Origin of the sequence: Cupriavidus consociatus (assembly GCF_017814975.1) — a bacterium.
GTDB lineage: Bacteria > Pseudomonadota > Gammaproteobacteria > Burkholderiales > Burkholderiaceae > Cupriavidus > Cupriavidus consociatus.
This window is the reverse complement of sequence record NZ_JAGIQA010000010.1, coordinates 1-19,612: the sequence shown is the minus strand read 5'-3', so window position 1 is coordinate 19,612 and position 19,612 is coordinate 1. Positions and strand designations below refer to the sequence as shown.

The following is a 19,612-nucleotide window of genomic DNA, read 5'->3' as shown; positions in this document are numbered from 1 at the left end:
TTGGGGGAGAGCAACCGATAGGGCCTCGGTACTGCCAGCGCCGGCCCTCACCCCGGCCCCTCTCCCGCGCGCCGGAGAGGGGAGAAAACCACGTGCGACGTCGTGATCGTCGCACAAAAACAAAACCGGCCACGCTCACACGTGGCCGGCCTCATACCGCCCAAGCCGGATCAGCTGAAGAAACTCTTCACCTTGTCCAGCCAGGATTGCTCCTGCGGGCTGTGCCGCGAACCGCCCTCGTGCACCGAGCGGTCGAACTGGCGCAGCAACTCCTTCTGCGCCTCGGTCAGCTTGACCGGCGTCTCCACGTTCACATGCACATAGAGATCGCCCGGATAGCCCGACCGCACGCCCTTGATGCCCTTGCCGCGCAAGCGGAAGGTCTTGCCCGATTGCGTCGCCTCGGGCACCGGGAAGGTGGCCTTGCCGTTCAGCGTCGGCACTTCCAGGTCGCCGCCCAGCGCCGCGGTGGCGAAGGAGACCGGCATCTGGCAGTGCAGGTCATCGCCGTCGCGCTCGAACACCGTGTGCTGCTTGATGTGGACTTCCACGTACAGGTCGCCGGGCGGCCCGCCGTTGATGCCCGGCTCGCCGTTGCCGGACGAGCGGATGCGCATGCCTTCGTCGATGCCCGCCGGGATCTTCACTTCCAGCGTCTTCTGAGACTTCAGCTTGCCCTGGCCGTGGCACTTGGTACACGGCTTGGGAATGAACTTGCCGCTGCCGTGGCACTTCGGGCAGGTCTGCTGCATGGTGAAGAAGCCCTGCGACACGCGCACCTGGCCAGCGCCGTGGCAGGTCGGGCAGGTCTCGACGCTGGAGCCCGGCTCCGCGCCCTTGCCGTGGCAGTGGTCGCAGTCGTCCCAGTGCGGCACGCGGATCTGCGCCTCGTGGCCGTGCGCGGCCTGCTCCAGGCTGATCTCCATGCTGTAGCGCAGGTCGGCGCCGCGATAGGCCTGCGGGCCGCCGCCGCCGCGGCGACCGCCCTGCTGCTGGCCGAAGATATCGCCAAAGATGTCGCCGAAGGCCTCGGCGAAACCGCCATAACCCTGCGCGCCGCCGAAGCCGCCGGCCATGTTGGGGTCGACGCCGGCGTGGCCGTACTGGTCATACGCCGCTTTCTTGTCCGAATCGGAAAGCATCTCGTAGGCCTCTTTGACCTCCTTGAATTTTTCCTCGGCGACCTTGCCGTCCTTGCCTTCCGGATTGCGGTCCGGGTGGTACTTCATCGCGAGCTTGCGATAAGCCTTCTTGATTTCGTCGTCGCTCGCGTTCTTGCCTACCCCGAGCACTTCGTAGTAGTCACGTTTTGCCATGGTGGCTCATTACCCTTTGGCCGGCAGGCGCATGCGGCACCGTACCGGCGAATAGCAAAAAAGCCGAGCGAGGCATCCGACGGCGGTTTCCCGCTGGGTCCGATGGCCGCGCCCGGCGTCGGGGCGGGAGCGGTGCCGGCAAGTGCCTGCACCGCCGCCCGCGTGTCCCGATTACTTCTTGTCGTTGACTTCCTTGAATTCGGCGTCCACAACGTTGTCGTCCTGCGGCTGCGCCTGCTGCTGTGCGCCGGCACCCGCCGCACCCGCTGCGCCCTGCTCGCCGGCCTTGGCCTGCATGTCGGCGTAGACCTTCTCGCCCAGCTTCTGGCTGGCTTCCGACAGGGCGTTGACCTTGGCATCGATCTCGGCCTTGTCGCCGCCGCGGGCGGCGTCTTCCAGTTCCTTGATCGCGGCTTCGATCTTTTCCTTCTCGCCGGCTTCCAGCTTGTCGCCGTATTCGGTGACTGCCTTCTTGGTCGAGTGGATCAGCGCGTCGGCCTGGTTGCGGGCATCAGCCAGCTCGCGGGCCTTCTTGTCTTCCTCGGCGTTGGCCTCGGCGTCCTTGACCATGCGCTGGATCTCGTCTTCCGACAGGCCCGAGTTCGCCTTGATGGTGATCCGGTTTTCCTTGCCGGTCGCCTTGTCCTTGGCGCCCACGTGCAGGATGCCGTTGGCGTCGATGTCGAACGAGACTTCGATCTGCGGCGTGCCACGCGCTGCGGGCGGAATGCCTTCCAGGTTGAACTCGCCCAGCAGCTTGTTGCCCGAGGCCATTTCACGCTCGCCCTGGAACACCTTGATGGTCACGGCCGGCTGGTTGTCGTCGGCGGTCGAGAACACCTGCGCATGCTTGGTCGGGATGGTGGTGTTCTTGGTGATCATCTTGGTCATCACGCCGCCCAGGGTCTCGATCCCCAGCGACAGCGGCGTCACGTCCAGCAGCAGCACGTCCTTGCGGTCGCCCGACAGCACCGAGCCCTGGATCGCGGCACCGACTGCCACGGCTTCATCCGGGTTCACGTCCTTGCGCGCTTCCTTGCCGAAGAACTCCTTGACCTGTTCCTGCACCTTGGGCATGCGGGTCATGCCGCCGACCAGGATCACGTCGTCGATGTCGCTGACCTTGACGCCGGCGTCCTTGATCGCGGTGCGGCACGGCTCGATGGTGCGGGTGATCAGCTCTTCGACCAGCGATTCCAGCTTGGCGCGGGTGATCTTCAGGTTCAGGTGCTTCGGACCCGAGGCATCGGCCGTGATGTACGGCAGGTTGATCTCGGTCTGCTGCGAGCTCGACAGTTCGATCTTGGCCTTTTCAGCGGCTTCCTTCAGGCGCTGCAGCGCGAGCACGTCCTTGGACAGGTCGACGCCCTGGTCCTTCTTGAACTCGGCGATGATGTAGTCGATGATGCGCTGATCGAAGTCTTCGCCGCCCAGGAAGGTATCGCCGTTGGTCGACAGCACTTCGAACTGCTTCTCGCCGTCAACGTCCGCGATCTCGATGATCGAGATGTCGAAGGTGCCGCCGCCGAGGTCATACACCGCAATCTTGCGGTCGCCCTTCTCGTTCTTGTCCAGGCCGAAGGCCAGCGCGGCCGCGGTCGGCTCGTTGATGATGCGCTTGACGTCCAGACCGGCGATGCGGCCGGCGTCCTTGGTGGCCTGGCGCTGCGAGTCGTTGAAGTACGCCGGCACGGTGATCACGGCTTCGGTCACCGGCTCGCCGAGGTAGTCCTCGGCCGTCTTCTTCATCTTGCGCAGCACTTCGGCCGACACCTGCGGCGGCGCCAGCTTCTGGTCGCGCACCGACACCCATGCGTCGCCGTTGTCGGCCTTGACGATGGAATACGGCATCAGGCCGATGTCCTTCTGGACTTCCTTCTCTTCGAACTTGCGGCCGATCAGGCGCTTGACCGCGTACAGCGTGTTACGCGGGTTGGTGACGGCCTGGCGCTTGGCCGGCGCGCCGACCAGGATTTCGCCGTCTTCCATGTAGGCGATGATCGACGGGGTGGTGCGTGCGCCTTCCGAGTTTTCGATGACCTTGGGGGTGTTGCCCTCCATGATCGCGACGCAGCTATTGGTGGTACCGAGGTCGATACCGATGATCTTACCCATTATTCTCTCCTCTTGAGCCTTCGCTATCCGCGCGGCTGCAATTCAACCTGAGGCCGAAATGTGGCCGTCCGGGGTCTTTTCAAGGGCAGAAACGGCAAATCCGAGTAAATTTCTCGGATTTGCCGTTTCCTCAACGGCATTTGCGCCCGGGGCTTGAGCCAGAGCCCATGGGCGACGGAAGAAAAATGCCGCCGGGTCAACTTCTGCGACTCAGCTTCCCTGCCGGTCGCGCTGCCACAGCACGTCAGAGCCCCCGTCAACCCGGTTCAGCACCCGCGCCAGCACGAACATCAGGTCCGACAGCCGGTTCAGGTACTGGCGCGGCGCCTCGTTCAGCGGCTCGGCCGTGCCCAGCGCCACCAGCGCGCGCTCGGCGCGTCGGCACACGGTGCGGCAAACGTGGGCCTGGGCCGCGGCGCGGCTGCCGCCGGGCAGGATGAATTCGGCCAGCCGCGGCAGGTTGGCGTTGTAGTCGGCCAGCCAGGCGTCGAGCTGCGCCACCTGCCCGGGCTTGAGCAGGGTGTAGCCGGGGATGGAAAGCTCGCCGCCCAGGTCGAACAGGTCGTGCTGGATATGCAGCAGCGCGGCGCGCACGTCGTCGGGAAGCGTCTCGGTCAGTAACACGCCGACGTGGCAGTTCAGTTCGTCGACGTCGCCGATGGCGGCGATGCGCAGGCTGTCCTTGCCGGTGCGGGTGCCATCGCCCAGGCCGGTGGTGCCGGCGTCGCCGGTGCGGGTGGCAATCTTGGACAGGCGGTTGCCCATGCCGGTCTCCTCTTGGCTGGTAAGCGTGTTGGGGGAATTGCGCATTATCGCGCCGGAGCGCGTGGATCCGCCATGCGCGCGAGGGGCCGCCGGCCCCCTCCTTCGGTGCGGGCCCCGCTTGTGCGGCTATCGGCCAACCCGGCGCCGGCCAAGGGTGGATGAGCCGCCGCGCGGCGTAGAATGCCGTTATTCGTCCATTCGACAACCGGGTCGCGCCCCGCCTGCCATTCCCTTTCCGGACCACAAGACCGGAACGCCACCGCCGGCAGCCTCGCCGCGCCGACCCGCCGGAGACCCCCATGAACCACCCCACGCCGTCCGCCACGCTCGACCGCCGTCCCCTGCCGCCCGCCTTCAGCGAAGCCCTCGCGGCGCGCTTCGGCGAGCGCTTCACCACCTCGGCCGGCGTGCGCGAGCACCATGGGCGCGACGAATCGCCGTTCCCGCCCGCGGCGCCCGATGCGGTCGTGTTCGCCCACAGCACCGACGAAGTCGCCGAGGTGGCGCGCCTGTGCAACCATCACGGCGTACCGCTGATTCCCTACGGTGCCGGCTCGTCCCTGGAAGGCCACCTGCTGGCCGTGGCCGGCGGCGTCAGCCTGGACCTGTCGCAGATGAACCGCGTGCTGGCGGTGCAGCCCGAGGACCTGACCGTGACCGTGCAGCCCGGCGTCACGCGCAAGCAGCTCAACCAGGAAATCAAGGACACCGGCCTGTTCTTCCCGATCGATCCTGGCGCGGATGCGTCGCTGGGCGGCATGTGCGCGACGCGCGCCTCCGGGACCAACGCGGTGCGCTACGGCACCATGCGCGAGAACGTGCTGGCGCTGACCGTGGTGACCGCCGACGGCCGCGTGATCCGCACCGGCACGCACGCGCGCAAGTCGTCGGCCGGCTATGACCTGACCCGCCTCTTCATCGGCAGCGAAGGCACGCTCGGCATCATCACGGAGGTCACGGTGCGGCTCTACCCGCAGCCGGAGGCGATCTCGGCCGCGGTGTGCGCCTTCCCCAGCATGGGCAGCGCGGTGCAGGCCGTGATCCAGACCATCCAGCTGGGCGTGCCGGTGGCGCGCGTTGAATTTGTCGATGCGCTGGCGATCCGCGCCATCAACCGCCACGACAACCTGACGCTGCCGGAAACCCCGCACCTGTTCTTCGAATTCCACGGCACCGAGGCCGGCGTGCGCGAGCAGGCCGAGACCGTGCAGCAGATCACCGCCGAGCACGGCGGCCAGGGCTTCGAGTGGGCCACGCGCCCGGAAGACCGCAGCCGGCTGTGGAACGCGCGCCATACCGCCTACTTTGCGATGTTGCAGCTCAAGCCCGGCTGCAAGTCGGTCACCACCGACGTGTGCGTGCCGATCTCGCGCCTGGCCGAGTGCGTGACCGAGACCGAGAAGGACCTGAACGCCTCCACCCTGCCCTGCCCGATCGTCGGCCACGTCGGCGACGGCAATTTCCACGTCGCGATCCTGGTCGACCCGGACAAGCCGGAGGAAATGGCCGAGGCCGAGGCCATCAACCAGCGTATCGTCGAACGCGCGCTGGCGATGGGCGGCACCTGCACCGGCGAGCACGGCGTGGGGCTGCACAAGCAGCGCTTCCTGGTCAAGGAGCACGGCGAGGATGCGCTCGACCTGATGCGCGTGATCAAGGACGCGCTCGATCCCAACCATATTCTCAACCCGGGCAAGATCTTCAGTGCCACGCGCGGCGGCGCGCACTGAATCGGCCCGGCATGGCATCCATGTTCAACCGCGTCCCGCCGCTGCACCTGCTGATCGCCTTCGAGGCCGCGGCGCGCCTGGGCAGCTTTGCGCGCGCGGCCGAGGAACTGTCGGTCACGCCCAGCGCAGTGTCGCACCGCATCAAGAACCTCGAGGAGCTGTGGGGCGAAGACCTGTTCGTGCGCGCCAACGCCGCGCTGCGGCTGACCGCGGCCGGCACGCGCTACCTGCGCAACGTGCAGGACGCGCTCAAGTCGCTGAACGAACTGGCGCGGCCCGAGTACAACAAGCTGCGCACGCGGCTGCGCGTGGCGATCCCGCCGACCTTCGGGCGCCAGCACCTGGTGCCGCGGCTACCCGAGTTCGGCGCGCTGTACCCGCATATCGACCTGGAACTGCACCTGGCGATCCCGTTCCTCGACGTCAAGGCCGAGGACACCGATGTCGAGATCCGCTACGGCACCGGCCGCTATCCCGACCTGAAGACCACCAGGCTGCTGGTCGAGCCGGTGTTCCCGGCATGCGGGCGCGAATATTACGAGCGCGTCAACGGCCGCGCCATCACCAGGCCAGAGCACCTGCACGGCCTGGTGCTGCTGCGCAGCCCGCTGGAGCCGTGGAAGCCGTGGTTCGAGACCGCCGGGCTGGACTGGCCCGAGCCGCAGACGGGGCCGCAGTTCAACGACATCGGCCTGATGCTGGAGGCGATCGCGTCCAACCAGGGCGTGGCGCTGGTGCGCCAGCGCATGGCGCGGCACTGGCTGTCGCTGGGACAGATGGTGCGGCTGCTCGATATCGAGTCGGTATCGCCGCACGGCTATTACATCGTCGAGCGCGAACAGGCGCCGCTGAAGCCCGAGGCGCGCTATTTCGTCGACTGGCTGCTGAGCCTGGACTGGTAGGAGACCGCCCGTATGCAGAACCTGGAGATCCGGCTGCTGACCCCCGCCGATGCCGAAGCCTTCCACGCGCTGCGCCTGCAGGGCCTGGCCGAGGCCCCGGAAGCCTTTGCCGCCAGCCTGGTAGAAGAACAGGACCTGTCGCCCGAGGCGGTGGCGCAACGCCTGGCGCCGAGTGCAGACAAGGCCGTGTTCGGCGCCTTCGAGGACACCGCGCTTGCCGGCGTGGTCGGCATCATGCGCGAGCCGCGGCGCAAGCACTGGCACAAGGCCTCGATATTCGGCATGTACGTCGCCCCGGGCTGGCGCGACCGCAAGCTTGGGCGCGCGCTGATGGAGCGCGCGCTCGAGCAGGCCGCCGCCATGGAAGGCGTGCGCCAGGTGATCCTGTGTGTCAATGCCGGCAGCGCGGGCGCGGTGCGGCTGTACGAGTCGCTCGGCTTCGAGCGTTTCGGCCTGGAGCCGGAGGCGCTGTATGTCGCGCCGCACTTCTACGACAAGCTCGACATGGTGCTGCGGCTGCCGGCCCCGGCCCGCTGAGGCGGGAACGCCGCCTTTACTGCACTCGCCCAGCACCCGCCGGCCAGTGCTACGCTGAAACCGGGGCCGGTGCCTGCCTGGCCATGATGAGCATTTTTGATCGGCTTGCCATGCGGAATTCACGTGCCTGGTGATGCCCGCGGCATGAGGCCTGCGCTATAGTCAGCCGTCCCCACGGCGGGCCGCCCGCCCGGCCCGACCAGAGTCCAGGAGTCGCCATGAATGCCCCGCACGAAGCCCGCACCCTCGCCACCGAAGGCGCCGCAGGCGCGCAGGCCACCGCCGAAGGCCGCCGCAATGCGCTGCTCGCCGGCCTGGCGCAGATCCTGCCGGATGCCGCGCTGCTGTCCAAGCCAGAGGACACCGTGCCCTACGAGTGCGACGGCCTCGCCGCATACCGCCAGGTGCCGATGGCCGTGGCCCTGCCCGACACCGAGGAGCAGGTCTGCGCCATCCTGCGCCTGTGCCACAAGCTGGGCGTGCCGGTGGTGCCGCGCGGCGCCGGCACCAGCCTGTCCGGCGGTGCCATGCCGATCGCCGAGGGCCTGGTGCTGTCGCTGGCCAAGTTCAAGCGCATCCTCTCGGTCGACCCGTATTCGCGCACCGCGGTGGTCCAGCCGGGCGTGCGCAACCTGGCCATCTCCGATGCCGCCGCGCCCCACAACCTCTATTACGCGCCCGATCCCTCGTCGCAGATCGCCTGCACCATCGGCGGCAATGTCAGCGAAAATTCCGGCGGCGTGCATTGCCTCAAGTACGGCCTGACCGTGCACAACGTGCTGCGCGTGCGCGCCGTGACCATGGAAGGCGAGGTGGTGGTGTTCGGCTCCGATGCGCCCGACTCGCCCGGCCTGGACCTGCTGGCGGTGCTGATCGGCTCCGAAGGCATGCTGGCCGTGGTCACCGAGGTGACCGTGCGCCTGATCCCCAAGCCGCAGCTGGCGCAAGTCATCATGGCGTGCTTCGACGACGTCGAGAAAGGCGGCAATGCGGTTGCCGACGTGATCGCCGCCGGTATCATCCCGGCCGGGCTGGAGATGATGGACAAGCCCGCCACCGCCGCGGTGGAAGAGTTCGTGCACGCCGGCTATGACCTCGACGCCGCCGCCATCCTGCTGTGCGAATCCGATGGCACGCCCGAAGAAGTGGCGGAAGAAATCGAACGCATGAGCGCGGTGCTGAAGGCGTCCGGCTGCACCCGCATCGTGGTCTCGCAGAACGAAGCCGAGCGCCTGCGCTTCTGGAGCGGGCGCAAGAACGCCTTCCCCGCCGCGGGCCGCATTTCGCCGGACTATTACTGCATGGACGGCACCATCCCGCGCAAGCATATCGGCACGCTGCTGCGCCGCATCGAAGAGATGGAACGCAAGTACAGCCTGCGCTGCATCAACGTGTTCCATGCCGGCGACGGCAACATGCATCCGCTGATCCTGTTCGATGGCTCGGACCAGGACGAATGGCACCGTGCCGAGCTGTTCGGCTCCGACATCCTGGAAGCGTGCGTCGAGCTTGGCGGCACCGTCACCGGCGAGCACGGCGTGGGCGTGGAGAAGCTCAACTCGATGTGCGTGCAGTTTTCGCCGAGCGAGCGCGAGGCGTTCTTCGGCGTCAAGGCGGCCTTCGACCCGGCCCGCCTGCTGAACCCCGACAAGGCCATCCCCACGCTGGCGCGCTGCGCGGAATACGGCAAGATGCACGTCAGGAAGGGACTGCTGCCGCATCCGGACCTGCCGCGCTTCTGAAGCCCGCGCCATGGCCAACGAACGCCGACGCCAGCACCAGGAAGCGGTGGCTCGCCAGCGCCTGGGCCAGCCCGAGACCGGCTGGCGCCAACGCTGGTACACCATCATCTTCGAGGCCGACACGCGCGAAGGGCGACTCTTCGACGTCTCGCTGCTGATCGCCATCGTCGCCAGCGTGATGGTGGTGATGCTCGACAGCATGGCCGCGGTGCACAGCCGGCTTGGGCTGCTGTTCACGGTGCTGGAGTGGACCTTCACGCTGTTCTTCACGGCCGAATACGTCATGCGCATCCTGGTGGTGCGCCGGCCGTGGCGCTATGTCTTCAGCTTCTACGGCATCATCGACTTCATCTCCATCATGCCAACGTGGCTGGCGTTCTTCGTGCCGGAGCTGCACTTCCTGATCGACGTGCGGCTGCTGCGGCTGCTGCGCGTGTTCCGGATCCTCAAGCTGACGGTGTACTTCGAGGAAGCCGAGATCCTGTACCGGGCGCTGGTCAACAGCCGGCGCAAGATCTTCGTGTTCCTGGGCACGGTGTTCATCATCACCGTGATCCTCGGCACGGTGATGTATGTGGTCGAAGGACCAGAGCACGGCTTCCACAGCATCCCGGTAAGCATGTACTGGGCAGTGGTGACGCTGACCACCACCGGCTTCGGCGACATGGTGCCGAAGACGCCGCTGGGCCAGTTCATCACCTCGCTGACGATCCTGCTGGGCTACGGCATCATCGCCTTCCCCACCGGCATCGTCGGCGCCGAGCTGGCCGCGAGCATCCTGAAGAAGCCGCTGACCACGCGCACCTGCACCCATTGCCTGACCGAGGGCCATGAGCCCGACGCGATGTACTGCAAGCATTGCGGCAGCGCGCTGCCGGATTACCAGAACGACAGGCCTGAGGTCCCAGGCGGCCGCGACGGCAGGCCCGGATCCTGAGCCGCCAGAAACAATATCCTCCTCATCACCCACGCATATGCAAGCCACCCTCGACGCCTTCCGCGACGCCGTCAGGCAAGCCACCGAAACCCGCACGCCGCTGCGGCTGCGCGGTGGCGGCAGCAAGGATTTCTACGGCCAGGCACCTGAAGGCCGGGTGCTGGACACGCGCGCCTATGCCGGCATCGTCGACTATGACCCGGCGGAGCTCGTGATCACCGCGCGCTGCGGCACGCCGCTGGCGGAAGTCGAAGCCGCACTGGCCGATAAGCGCCAGGTGCTGGCCTTCGAGCCGCCCCACTTCGCGCTGCCCGGCCAGGCCAGCGCGGCCACGCTGGGCGGCGCGGTGGCCGCCGGCCTGTCGGGCCCGCGCCGGCAGTCGGTAGGCGCGCTGCGCGACTTCGTGCTGGGCGCGCAGCTGATGGACGGCAACGGCGAGGTGATGAGCTTCGGCGGCCAGGTGATGAAGAATGTGGCCGGCTACGATGTATCGCGGCTGCTGGCGGGGTCGCTGGGCACGCTCGGGCTGGTGCTGGAAGTATCGCTCAAGGTGCTGCCCGCGCCGTTCGACGAAGCCACGCTGCGCTTCGAGCTGGCGCAGGCCGATGCAATCAGGCAGCTGAACCAGTGGGGCGGCCAGCCGCTGCCGCTGGCCGCGTCAGCCTGGCATGACGGCGTGCTGCACGTACGCCTGGCAGGCGCCACCGCGGCGGTGCATGCCGCCCGCACACGACTGGGTGGCGAGCGTGTCGATGCCGCCGTGGCCACCGCGCTGTGGCAATCGCTGCGCGAGCAGACCCACGCCTTCTTCAGCCCGGCGCACGCGGGCCGCGCGCTGTGGCGCCTGGCGGTGCCGCCGGTTGCCGCGCCGCTGGAGCTCCCCGGCCAGCAACTGGTGGAATGGGGCGGCGGCCAGCGCTGGTGGCTGCCCGCCGATGGCGCCACCAGGACCGATGCCGAAAGCGTGCGCGCCGTGGCCCAGGCGGCCGGCGGCCACGCCACGCTGTTCCGCAACGGCGACAAGTCGGTGGGCGTGTTCACGCCGCTGGCCTCGCCGCTGGCGGCAATCCACCGCCGCCTGAAAGCGACGTTCGACCCTGCCGGCATCTTCAATCCGCAGCGCATGTATCCCGGACTCTGATCCCGACCACCCAAGCGTTCCCACGCCCAGGCAAAGACCTCCCCCATACCATGCAAACGACCCTGGCCGATTTTCTCCGCGGCACGCCCGAAGGCGAGGAAGCCAAATCCATCGTCGGCAAATGCGTGCATTGCGGCTTCTGCACCGCCACGTGCCCGACGTATCAACTGCTCGGCGACGAACTCGACGGGCCGCGCGGGCGCATCTACCTGATGAAGCAGGTGCTGGAAGGCAATGCCATCACCGAAAGCACGCGCCTGCACCTGGACCGCTGCCTGACGTGCCGCAACTGCGAGTCGACCTGCCCGTCGGGCGTGCGCTACGGGCGCCTGGTCGACATCGGCCGCAAGGTGGTCGACGACAAGCTCGAAGCCGAAGGCATCCAGCGCCCCGCCAGCCAGCGCATCGCGCGCTGGGCGCTGCGCGAGGGGCTGACGCGCCCGAAGCTGTTCGGCACCGCGCTGCGGCTCGGCCAGATGGTGCGGCCGATCCTGCCGGGCGCGCTGCGCAGCAAGGTGCCGGCGCTGTCGCAAGCCGCCGAGCCGGGCACCTGGCCCCGCACTGTCCACGCACGCAAGATGTTGTTGCTCGACGGTTGCGTGCAGCCGGCGATGTCGCCCAACATCAATGCCGCGACCGCGCGCGTGTTCGACCGTGTCGGCGTACAACTGGTGGTGGCGCGCGAGGCGGGTTGCTGTGGCGCAATCCGCTTCCACACCGGCGACCACGACGGCGGTCTCGACAATATGCGCCGCAATATCGATGCATGGTGGCCGCATATCGAAGCCGGCGCCGAGGCCATCGTGATGACGGCCTCCGGCTGTGGCGCGATGGTCAAGGATTACGGGCATCTGCTGCGCAACGATCCGAAATACGCAGAGCGCGCGCGACGCGTTTCCGCACTGACCCGCGACCTGTCCGAGATCCTGCCGGACTTTGCCAACGATCTGCATGCGCTGGCCGGCGCGGTGCCGCGCGACAGGCGGCGCGTGGCTTACCACCCGCCCTGCACGCTGCAGCATGGCCAGCAGATCCGCGGCAAGGTGGAAGCGCTCTTGACCGGCCTCGGCGTGGAGGTCAAACTCTGCGCTGACAGCCACCTGTGCTGCGGCTCGGCGGGCACGTATTCGGTGCTGCAGCCGGAACTGGCCTACCGCCTGCGCGACGACAAGCTCGGCAAACTGCAGGCCACGCAGCCCGAAGCCATCGTGTCAGCCAATATTGGCTGCATTACGCACCTGCAAAGCGGTACCGATACGCCGGTGATGCACTGGGTCGAACTGGTCGACCGGATGCTGGGCTGACTGGCACACGGGGCCAGGTCACGGCCGTGTGGTTGTCTCCCCTCTCCCGCTTGCGGGAGAGGGGCGGGGGTGAGGGTGAGCGGTTCGTCGGGCGATATCGCATCAAGACGCGCCGGCCCTCACCCCCGGCCCCTCTCCCATTCATGGGAGAGGGGAGAAACAGAGCGACCTACGACGCGACCGCCCCCATGCTCCAGACCTTTGCCATCCTGCTGGTTTTCCAATCCGTCGGCGAGGTGATCAGCTACGCGCTGCGCCTGCCGGTGCCCGGCCCCGTGCTCGGCATGATCCTGCTGTTCGGCTGGCTCATCTTCGACGACCGCCTGCTACCCATCATTCAGGGCACCACCAGCGAACTGCTCAAGCACCTGTCGCTGCTATTCGTTCCCGCCGGCGTCGGCATCATGGTCCACGCCAACCGCATCGAAGGCGAATGGATGCCGATCCTGGTGGCGCTGGTGATTTCCACCTGGCTCGCCATCGCCACCACCGCGGTGGTCACGCGCATGCTGATGCGCAAGCGCACCGGCGCGCCGAACGCCGATGCGGAGGGAGAACAGGCATGATGACACCACGCCTGAACGAGATCTGGGTCTACCTCGCCGCGAGCCCGCTGGTCGGGCTGACCGCCACGCTGCTCGCCTACGTCTTCGCCTTCCGCATCTACGAGAAATCGCGCTTCTCGCCGCTGGCCAACCCGGTGATGATCGCGGTGGCCCTGCTGGTCACGGTGCTGACCGTCACCGGCACGCCGTACAAGACCTACTTCGACGGCGCGCAGTTCGTGCACTTCCTGCTCGGGCCTGCCACCGTGGCGCTGGCGGTGCCGCTGTACATGCAACTGCCCAAGCTGCGCACCCATGTGTTCCCGCTGCTGGCCGGCCTGGTGGCCGGTTCGGTCGTCGCGGTGGTGTCGGCGGTCGGCATCGCGTACCTGCTGGGTGCCTCCCCGGAAACCGTGCGCTCCCTGGCGCCCAAGTCCGTGACCATCCCGATCGCCATGGGCGTGGCCGAGAAGATCGGCGGCCTGCCGTCGCTGACCGCGGTGCTGGTGATGGCGACCGGCATCATCGGCGCGGTCAGCGCCACCAGCCTGCTGAACCTGCTGCGCGTCCGCGACTACAGCGTGCGCGGCTTTGCCACCGGCGTGGCCGCGCACGGCATCGGCACCGCGCGTGCGTTCCAGGTGAACCAGGAAGCCGGCGCCTTCGCCGCGCTCGGCATGGGCCTGAACGGCGTGCTGACCGCGATCCTGGTGCCGGTGATGGCGGCATGGATGCCACACTGACAGCCTCCTGACAGCACGCTGTCAGCAGCCCCCGCGCATGATGCGAGCTCCTCACTGCCCATCACCCGGAACCAAGGAGCCCGTCATGAGCAACCGCCTGATCAACTGGCTGGAAATCCCCGTCGTAGACATGGTCCGCGCCATCGGATTCTACGAACAGGTCTTCAATACAAAACTGCGTCGCGAGACCATGAGCCAGGTCGACATGGCCGTGTTCCCGCACCCCGATCCCGGCGGCGCGCTGGTTGCCGGCGAAGGCTACCGCCCCAGCAACTACTACGGCACGGTGCCCTACCTGCACGCACCCGAGCTGGACGCGCTGCTGGAACGCGCCGCGCGCGCCGGAGGCAAGACCGTGTTCGGTCCGCTGCGCCTGCCGGGCGAGATCGGCCGCATCGCGCATATCACCGACAGCGAAGGCAACCGCATCGGGCTGCACGAGCCTGTTGCGGGATAAGGAACGCCGCCACGGATGAGCCGCCGCGCCGACCGCCTCTTCCAGATCGTCCAGGTCCTGCGCGGCCGCCGCCTGACCACGGCGGCGCTGCTGGCGCAGCGGCTCGGCGTGTCGGAACGCACGGTCTATCGTGATATCCAGGCGCTGTCGCTGTCGGGCGTGCCGGTCGAAGGCGAGGCCGGCATCGGCTACCGGCTGCGCGCCGATTTCGATGTCCCGCCGCTGATGTTCAGTGCCATGGAAGTGGAAGCGCTGGTGGCCGGCCTGCGGCTGCTGAAGGCGTGGGGCGGCGGTGCGCTCGCCGCCGCGGCCGATCCGGCGCTGGAGAAGCTGGTCGCCGCCTTGCCGCCGCCGCGCAGGCTCGCGGCGCAGCAAAGCCGCGTGTTCGCGCCCGAGTACGTCAACCAGTCGCACGTGCGCGACACCTTCGACGTCGTGCACGGCGCCCTGGGCGAGCAAAAGCTGCTGCTGCTCGACTACTGCGACGCGCAGCAGCGCATCACCGAACGCGTGGTGATGCCGCTGGGCCTGTTCTTCTGGGGCAATGCATGGCTGCTGGCGGCGTGGTGCACCACACGCTCGGACTACCGCAGCTTCCGCCTCGACCGCTGCCGCGCCATCCGCATGCTGGACGACCGTTTCCATGAAACCCCGGACCGGTCGCTCAACGGATTCCTGCGCGCCGTGCGCGCCAGCGGCGCGTAGCCTCAGGCCGCCGGATCGGACAGCAGCGTTTCGATATCCTTGCGCAGCTCTTCCGGCTTGGTGGTCGGGGCGTAGCGTTCGTACACCGTGCCATCGCGCCGCACTAGGAACTTGGTGAAATTCCACTTGATGCCCTGCGTGCCCAGCACGCCGCGCTTTTCGGTGGTGAGCCAGCGGTACAGCGGATGCGCCTGCTCGCCATTGACATCGATCTTGGCGAACATCGGGAAGCTCACGCTGAAGCGCGATTCGCAGAACTGGCCGATCTGCTGCGCATCGCCCGGCTCCTGCTTGCCGAACTGGTTGCAAGGGAAGCCCAGCACTTCCAGCCCGCGCTCGCGGAATTCCTCATAGAGCTTCTGCAGGCCGGCATACTGCGGCGTGAAGCCGCATTCGCTGGCGGTATTGACGACCAGCAGCACCTTGCCCTGGAACTGCGTCAGCGGCACAGGCTGCCCGGACAGCGAATTGGCTTCGAACTGGTAGATATTGCTCATGGCAGACTCCTGCGGACTCCTTGCACGTGGCCGAAGCATACGCCCATGCGCGCTGGCGTGCACGGCAGCCGGGCTCTAGATCACGTTCAGGTGCTCGGTGCCGGCGCCCAGATCCGTGTCCCGCGCACGCGCGCTGTGCAGCTTGATCATCAGGCGCAGGTCATTGAGCGAATCGGCATTGCGCAGTGCGTCCTCGTAGGTGATCTTGCCATCCTCGTACAGGTCGAACAGCGCCTGGTCGAACGAGATCATGCCCTGCTCGCGCGATTTCTTGATGACTTCCTTCAGCTCGTGGATTTCGCCCTTGAAGATCAGGTCCGCCACCAGCGGCGTGCCGATCATGATCTCGACCGCCGGCACGCGGCCCTTGCGCCCGGCGCGCGGCAGCAGGCGCTGCGACACCATTGCCTTCAGGTTCAGCGACAGGTCGATCAGCAGTTGCTGGCGCTTTTCCTCCGGAAAGAAGTTGACCACGCGGTCGATCGCCTGGTTGGCGTTGTTGGCGTGCAGCGTGGCCAGGCACAGGTGGCCGGTTTCCGCGTACTGCATCGCGTACTCCATGGTCTCGCGATCGCGGATTTCGCCGATCAGGATCACGTCGGGCGCCTGGCGCAGTGTGTTCTTCAGCGCCACGTGCCACGACTCGGTATCGATGCCGACCTCTCGCTGCGTGACGATGCAGTTCTGGTGCGCATGCACGTATTCGATCGGATCCTCGATGGTGATGATGTGGCCGTAGGAATGCGCGTTGCGGTGGTCGAGCATCGCCGCCAGCGTGGTCGACTTGCCCGAGCCGGTCGCGCCGGTCACGATCACCAGGCCGCGCTTGGACATCACGATGTCATGCAGCGTCGGGGGCAGGTCCAGGTCCGCCACTGACGGAATTCGCGTATTGATGGTCCGCACCACCATGCCGGCCTTGCCCTGCTGGATAAATGCGGACACGCGGAAGCGCCCTGCCTTGGGCGCAGTGATGGCGAAGTTGCATTCTCGGCTGGTGTCGAAGTCCTGCACCTGCCGCTCGCTCATCACCGAGCGCACCAGGCCCAGCGCCTGCGTCGGGTTCAGCGGCTGCTGCGATACCGGCGTGATCTTGCCGTCTACCTTGATCGCCGGCGGGAAGTCGGCGGTGATGAACAGGTCCGAGCCGCGGTTGCTGACCATCAGCTCCAGCAGGTCGTTGATGTACTTGGCGGCGGATTCTCGATCAAGCATGGCAGTGTCCTGCGGGAGTGCGGCCGTCGCATGCGTGCGGCGGCCTGAGGGCAAGGCGTCGGCGCGGACCTTCAGCGGCCCCCAGGGGCCTCAGCCCATGAACGCGTCGGGGTTCTTGGCAATGGCGCGCGCATCGTTGTAGCTGATGACGCTGCGCTTGATCAGGTCCGACAGGCACTGGTCCAGCGTCTGCATCCCCAGTCCGCTGCTGGTCTGCATCATCGAGTACATCTGCGCGATCTTGTTCTCGCGGATCAGGTGCCGGATTGCCGGCGTGGCGATCATGATTTCGTGCGCGGCGGTACGGCCGTTGCCGTCGCGGGTCTTGAGCAGCGTCTGCGAGATCACCGCTTCGAGCGATTCGGACAGCATGGTGCGCACCATGTCCTTCTCTTCCGGCGGGAACACGTCGACCACGCGGTCGATGGTCTTGGCGGCGGAACTGGTGTGCAGCGTGCCGAAGACCAGGTGGCCGGTTTCGGCCGCGGTCAGCGCCAGGCGGATGGTTTCCAGGTCGCGCAATTCGCCCACAAGAATGACGTCCGGATCTTCACGCAACGCGGAGCGCAGCGCGTTGGCGAACGAATGCGTGTGCGGTCCCAGTTCGCGCTGGTTGATCAGGCTCTTCTTGGAGTTGTGGACGAATTCGATCGGGTCTTCCACCGTCAGGATGTGACCCATGTCGTTTTCGTTGCGATGGTCGACCATCGCCGCCAGCGTGGTGGACTTGCCCGAGCCGGTCGGGCCCGTCACCAGCACCAGTCCGCGCGGCTTCATGCACAGGTCGGCGAACACCGCCGGCGCGCGCAGCTCTTCGAGCGTGAGGACCTTCGAGGGAATGGTACGGAACACCGCGGCGGCGCCGCGCTGCGTGTTGTAGGCATTGACCCGGAAGCGCGACAGGCCGGCGATCTCGAACGAGAAGTCGATTTCCAGCCGTTCTTCGTAGAGCTTGCGCTGGGTGTCGCTCATGATGTCGTACACCATGGCGTGGACATCCTTGTGCGCCATCGCCGCGACATTGATCCGGCGCATGTCGCCGTGGATCCGGACCATCGGCGGCATGTCCGATGACAGATGAAGATCGGACGCCTTGTTCTTGACGGCGAAAGCCAATAGCTGCGCGATGTCCATCTATAATGACCCCACCCTGGAATAGTTATCGGTACTTTAAGTACTTCTTTTATATGTCCGCCGGATTATGTCTGTGATTGCCGCCAACTTGCAAGCCGTGAACCAGCGCATTGCGGCGGCTGCACAACAGGCTGGCAGGCAGCCCGGCGACATCGCCCTGCTGGCTGTTTCCAAGACCGTATCCGCTGACCGCGTACGCGCCGCCGCCGAGGCCGGACAGCTCGCCTTTGGCGAAAATTATGTCCAGGAAGGGGCGGAGAAAATCGCCGCACTGGCCGATTTGCGGGACCGGTTGCAGTGGCACTTCATCGGCCCGCTGCAAAGCAACAAGACGCGGCTGGTGGCGGAGCATTTCGACTGGGTGCATGCCATCGACCGGCTCAAGATCGCCGAGCGGCTGTCGGCGCAGCGCCCGGCCGGGATGGCCCCGCTGCAAGTCTGCCTTCAGGTCAACATCAGTGGCGAAGCCAGCAAGAGCGGCGTCGCGCCGGCCGAAGTGCCGGCGCTGGCCCAGGCCGTTGCCGCGCTGCCCGGCCTGCGGCTGCGGGGCCTGATGGCGATTCCCGAACCTGAAGACGATCCCGTGGCCCAGCGTCGGCCCTTTGCCTCCATGCGCGCGCTGCTGGGCGAACTTCGCGAGGACGGCCTTGACGTCGACACGCTATCGATGGGCATGTCGGGCGACATGGAAGCCGCCATCGCCGAGGGCGCCACCATGGTGCGCATCGGTACCGCGATCTTCGGTGCGCGCGGCTGAGCCGGCGCTTTCCCTATCCATCAAGACACGACAGAGATTCCCATGCTCGATACCCTCACCTTCGGCTTTCTCGGCGGCGGCAATATGGCCTCCGCGCTGATCGGCGGCCTGATCGCTCGCGGCGTTCCTGCCGATTCTATCCGCGTGGTCGATCCTTTCCCGGAAGCGCAGCAGCGCCTGGCGCGGGATCTCGGCGTCCACGCCTCGGGGGCGCCGGACGCGGCGTTCGGCGCCAGCGACGTGCTGGTGCTGGCAGTCAAGCCGCAGCAGTTCCGCGAAGCTGCGGCGCAGCTGCTGCCGCACATGCCGGCTGGCGATGGCAATCTGGTGATCAGCGTGGCGGCCGGTATCCGGTTGCAGGACATGCAGCGGTGGCTGGGCGGGCGCCATCGGGTGGTGCGGGCGATGCCGAATACGCCGGCGCTGGCGGGGCTGGGGATGACCGGGCTGGCGGCGCCGGCGGCGCTGTCGGATAAGGATCGCGAAATCGCCAGCGCTGTGGCGCAGGCCGTCGGCAAATGCGTGTGGGTCGAGAACGACGCCCAAATCGACGGCGTCACCGCCATCTCCGGCAGCGGGCCGGCCTATGTCTTCTATTTCATCGAGGCGATGCAGCGTGCGGCTACTGAATTGGGCTTGAGCGCGGAGCAGGGGCGCGAGTTAGCGGTTGAGACTTTCCGCGGTGCTGCGGCGCTTGCTGGGCAGTCGGCGGAGCCGGTATCGACGCTGCGTGAACGGGTTACGTCCAAGGGTGGTACTACCTATGCTGCGCTGACGGCTATGGATGCCGCTGGAATCGGTGATGCGTTCGTTCGGGCGATGCATGCTGCTGCGGCGCGCGGGAAAGAGATGGGCGCTGAATTTGGGAAGGACTGAGAGTGGCGCAATACTCGGCGGCACGGCGGCACGGCGGCTCTCGCTGCTGATGACATTCTGTGGCAGTTGAAGCGTTGTGGTCGCTGTTGGTGACATGCTGTCGGCCGTTGAGCCGCCTGGTTCCGCCCTCCTGGGCGGGTCACTTTTTGGCCGAGCGCCAAAAAGTAACCAAAAAGCGCGTTAACGGCCCTGCG

19 protein-coding genes are annotated in these 19,612 nt (G+C 67.0%); 13 read left to right on the top strand and 6 right to left on the bottom strand.

What is annotated here, in order from left to right:
* Positions 1–170: 170 nt before the first annotated feature.
* The 3 genes from dnaJ to J8I82_RS15190 all read right to left on the bottom strand — a co-directional run bounded on the left by dnaJ (position 171) and on the right by J8I82_RS15190 (position 4,196).
* Entirely contained in the window at positions 171–1,316 is a 1,146-nt protein-coding gene (gene dnaJ / locus J8I82_RS15200; RefSeq protein WP_209758828.1) for a molecular chaperone DnaJ, read from the bottom strand.
* Positions 1,317–1,487: 171 nt separating this feature from the next.
* Entirely contained in the window at positions 1,488–3,431 is a 1,944-nt protein-coding gene (gene dnaK, locus J8I82_RS15195; protein ID WP_209758827.1) for a molecular chaperone DnaK, read from the bottom strand.
* A gap of 210 nt (positions 3,432–3,641) precedes the next feature.
* Positions 3,642–4,196 carry a cob(I)yrinic acid a,c-diamide adenosyltransferase gene (locus J8I82_RS15190; RefSeq protein ID WP_209758824.1) on the bottom strand — a complete coding sequence of 185 codons (555 nt, stop codon included), beginning with the start codon at positions 4,194–4,196 and terminating at the stop codon, positions 3,642–3,644.
* A 299-nt stretch (positions 4,197–4,495) separates the two neighbouring features.
* Between J8I82_RS15190 and J8I82_RS15185 the strand changes: the two genes are divergently transcribed.
* The 11 genes from J8I82_RS15185 to J8I82_RS15135 all read left to right on the top strand — a co-directional run bounded on the left by J8I82_RS15185 (position 4,496) and on the right by J8I82_RS15135 (position 14,939).
* Complete coding sequence (locus J8I82_RS15185; RefSeq protein WP_209758822.1) at positions 4,496–5,926, top strand: FAD-binding oxidoreductase; 1,431 nt, start codon at positions 4,496–4,498, stop codon at positions 5,924–5,926.
* Positions 5,927–5,937: 11 nt separating this feature from the next.
* Positions 5,938–6,828: a LysR substrate-binding domain-containing protein gene (locus J8I82_RS15180; RefSeq protein WP_029048947.1), complete on the top strand. Its 891-nt coding sequence runs from the start codon at positions 5,938–5,940 to the stop codon at positions 6,826–6,828.
* Between the two features lie 21 nt (positions 6,829–6,849).
* On the top strand, positions 6,850–7,365 hold the full coding sequence (locus J8I82_RS15175; protein WP_209759197.1) for a GNAT family N-acetyltransferase: 516 nt from the start codon (positions 6,850–6,852) through the stop codon (positions 7,363–7,365).
* 218 nt (positions 7,366–7,583) lie between these two features.
* Positions 7,584–9,107 (top strand): FAD-linked oxidase C-terminal domain-containing protein, encoded by a 1,524-nt coding sequence (locus J8I82_RS15170; RefSeq protein ID WP_209758821.1) that lies wholly within the window; start codon positions 7,584–7,586, stop codon positions 9,105–9,107.
* A 10-nt stretch (positions 9,108–9,117) separates the two neighbouring features.
* On the top strand, positions 9,118–10,044 hold the full coding sequence (locus J8I82_RS15165; RefSeq protein WP_209758819.1) for an ion transporter: 927 nt from the start codon (positions 9,118–9,120) through the stop codon (positions 10,042–10,044).
* Between the two features lie 37 nt (positions 10,045–10,081).
* Positions 10,082–11,185 (top strand): glycolate oxidase subunit GlcE, encoded by a 1,104-nt coding sequence (glcE, locus tag J8I82_RS15160; RefSeq protein WP_209758818.1) that lies wholly within the window; start codon positions 10,082–10,084, stop codon positions 11,183–11,185.
* A gap of 50 nt (positions 11,186–11,235) precedes the next feature.
* Positions 11,236–12,489: a glycolate oxidase subunit GlcF gene (gene glcF / locus J8I82_RS15155; RefSeq protein ID WP_209758816.1), complete on the top strand. Its 1,254-nt coding sequence runs from the start codon at positions 11,236–11,238 to the stop codon at positions 12,487–12,489.
* 188 nt (positions 12,490–12,677) lie between these two features.
* Positions 12,678–13,055 (top strand): CidA/LrgA family protein, encoded by a 378-nt coding sequence (locus J8I82_RS15150; RefSeq protein WP_209758813.1) that lies wholly within the window; start codon positions 12,678–12,680, stop codon positions 13,053–13,055.
* Positions 13,052–13,777 (top strand): LrgB family protein, encoded by a 726-nt coding sequence (locus J8I82_RS15145; protein WP_209758811.1) that lies wholly within the window; start codon positions 13,052–13,054, stop codon positions 13,775–13,777. The genes J8I82_RS15150 and J8I82_RS15145 overlap by 4 nt, the downstream gene beginning before the upstream one ends.
* An 85-nt stretch (positions 13,778–13,862) precedes the next feature.
* Positions 13,863–14,234 (top strand): VOC family protein, encoded by a 372-nt coding sequence (locus tag J8I82_RS15140; RefSeq protein ID WP_209758810.1) that lies wholly within the window; start codon positions 13,863–13,865, stop codon positions 14,232–14,234.
* A gap of 15 nt (positions 14,235–14,249) precedes the next feature.
* Positions 14,250–14,939, top strand: coding sequence for a helix-turn-helix transcriptional regulator (locus tag J8I82_RS15135; RefSeq protein WP_209758808.1), 690 nt, complete (start codon positions 14,250–14,252; stop codon positions 14,937–14,939).
* A 2-nt stretch (positions 14,940–14,941) separates the two neighbouring features.
* Here the strand turns inward: J8I82_RS15135 and J8I82_RS15130 are convergent, their stop codons facing one another.
* The 3 genes from J8I82_RS15130 to J8I82_RS15120 all read right to left on the bottom strand — a co-directional run bounded on the left by J8I82_RS15130 (position 14,942) and on the right by J8I82_RS15120 (position 17,785).
* Positions 14,942–15,436, bottom strand: coding sequence for a glutathione peroxidase (locus J8I82_RS15130; RefSeq protein ID WP_209758800.1), 495 nt, complete (start codon positions 15,434–15,436; stop codon positions 14,942–14,944).
* Positions 15,437–15,511: 75 nt separating this feature from the next.
* Positions 15,512–16,651 carry a PilT/PilU family type 4a pilus ATPase gene (locus J8I82_RS15125; protein ID WP_209758798.1) on the bottom strand — a complete coding sequence of 380 codons (1,140 nt, stop codon included), beginning with the start codon at positions 16,649–16,651 and terminating at the stop codon, positions 15,512–15,514.
* A gap of 90 nt (positions 16,652–16,741) precedes the next feature.
* Positions 16,742–17,785 (bottom strand): type IV pilus twitching motility protein PilT, encoded by a 1,044-nt coding sequence (locus tag J8I82_RS15120; RefSeq protein WP_209758796.1) that lies wholly within the window; start codon positions 17,783–17,785, stop codon positions 16,742–16,744.
* A 67-nt stretch (positions 17,786–17,852) separates the two neighbouring features.
* Between J8I82_RS15120 and J8I82_RS15115 the strand changes: the two genes are divergently transcribed.
* Both J8I82_RS15115 and proC read left to right on the top strand, forming a co-directional pair.
* The gene (locus J8I82_RS15115; RefSeq protein WP_209758794.1) at positions 17,853–18,542 is read left to right on the top strand and encodes a YggS family pyridoxal phosphate-dependent enzyme; all 690 of its coding nucleotides are present in this window, start codon (positions 17,853–17,855) and stop codon (positions 18,540–18,542) included.
* Between the two features lie 42 nt (positions 18,543–18,584).
* Entirely contained in the window at positions 18,585–19,418 is an 834-nt protein-coding gene (proC, locus tag J8I82_RS15110; protein WP_209758792.1) for a pyrroline-5-carboxylate reductase, read from the top strand.
* Positions 19,419–19,612 lie beyond the last annotated feature (194 nt).

Bases quoted from the DNA above. Each gene is read 5' to 3' on its own strand.
- dnaJ (WP_209758828.1), bottom strand. From the start codon at position 1,316: ATGGCAAAACGTGACTACTACGAAGTGCTCGGGGTAGGCAAGAACGCG.
- dnaK (WP_209758827.1), bottom strand. From the start codon at position 3,431: ATGGGTAAGATCATCGGTATCGACCTCGGTACCACCAATAGCTGCGTC.
- J8I82_RS15190 (WP_209758824.1), bottom strand. From the start codon at position 4,196: ATGGGCAACCGCCTGTCCAAGATTGCCACCCGCACCGGCGACGCCGGC.
- J8I82_RS15185 (WP_209758822.1), top strand. From the start codon at position 4,496: ATGAACCACCCCACGCCGTCCGCCACGCTCGACCGCCGTCCCCTGCCG.
- J8I82_RS15180 (WP_029048947.1), top strand. From the start codon at position 5,938: ATGGCATCCATGTTCAACCGCGTCCCGCCGCTGCACCTGCTGATCGCC.
- J8I82_RS15170 (WP_209758821.1), top strand. From the start codon at position 7,584: ATGAATGCCCCGCACGAAGCCCGCACCCTCGCCACCGAAGGCGCCGCA.
- J8I82_RS15165 (WP_209758819.1), top strand. From the start codon at position 9,118: ATGGCCAACGAACGCCGACGCCAGCACCAGGAAGCGGTGGCTCGCCAG.
- glcE (WP_209758818.1), top strand. From the start codon at position 10,082: ATGCAAGCCACCCTCGACGCCTTCCGCGACGCCGTCAGGCAAGCCACC.
- glcF (WP_209758816.1), top strand. From the start codon at position 11,236: ATGCAAACGACCCTGGCCGATTTTCTCCGCGGCACGCCCGAAGGCGAG.
- J8I82_RS15150 (WP_209758813.1), top strand. From the start codon at position 12,678: ATGCTCCAGACCTTTGCCATCCTGCTGGTTTTCCAATCCGTCGGCGAG.
- J8I82_RS15145 (WP_209758811.1), top strand. From the start codon at position 13,052: ATGATGACACCACGCCTGAACGAGATCTGGGTCTACCTCGCCGCGAGC.
- J8I82_RS15140 (WP_209758810.1), top strand. From the start codon at position 13,863: ATGAGCAACCGCCTGATCAACTGGCTGGAAATCCCCGTCGTAGACATG.
- J8I82_RS15135 (WP_209758808.1), top strand. From the start codon at position 14,250: ATGAGCCGCCGCGCCGACCGCCTCTTCCAGATCGTCCAGGTCCTGCGC.
- J8I82_RS15130 (WP_209758800.1), bottom strand. From the start codon at position 15,436: ATGAGCAATATCTACCAGTTCGAAGCCAATTCGCTGTCCGGGCAGCCT.
- J8I82_RS15125 (WP_209758798.1), bottom strand. From the start codon at position 16,651: ATGCTTGATCGAGAATCCGCCGCCAAGTACATCAACGACCTGCTGGAG.
- J8I82_RS15120 (WP_209758796.1), bottom strand. From the start codon at position 17,785: ATGGACATCGCGCAGCTATTGGCTTTCGCCGTCAAGAACAAGGCGTCC.
- J8I82_RS15115 (WP_209758794.1), top strand. From the start codon at position 17,853: ATGTCTGTGATTGCCGCCAACTTGCAAGCCGTGAACCAGCGCATTGCG.
- proC (WP_209758792.1), top strand. From the start codon at position 18,585: ATGCTCGATACCCTCACCTTCGGCTTTCTCGGCGGCGGCAATATGGCC.